Genomic DNA, 251 nt, shown 5'->3' with positions numbered 1-251 from the left:
CCTAACTGAACAGCTTTTGCACTAGCAACAAATTGGTGGTGTAAAGCTTGAAAACATTCCTGTGCATGATTATCTTCAAACCCACTAAACTTTACTTCTTTAACTTCTTGGAATGATAATCCAGCACCTACAAAGGCTGCTGCTGGTCCATGTGTTAATATGTTAATCTCATTGAATGTTAACCAATACTTAACTACGTCTTTATATCTTGTGAAAATTGTTTCACAATATCTTAAATAACAATCTATAAC

General features: G+C 33.5%; 1 protein-coding gene. It reads right to left on the bottom strand.

All coding sequences use genetic code 11. The features are described from left to right. On the bottom strand, positions 1–251 hold a 251-nt coding region (locus SB753_RS39670; protein ID WP_410805496.1), incomplete at both ends, for a family 1 glycosylhydrolase.

The sequence above is a fragment of the Paraburkholderia sp. SIMBA_053 genome, from assembly GCF_046534895.1.
GTDB classification, from domain to species: domain Bacteria; phylum Pseudomonadota; class Gammaproteobacteria; order Burkholderiales; family Burkholderiaceae; genus Paraburkholderia; species Paraburkholderia caledonica.
This window is presented reverse-complemented; position numbering and strand designations above follow the sequence as displayed.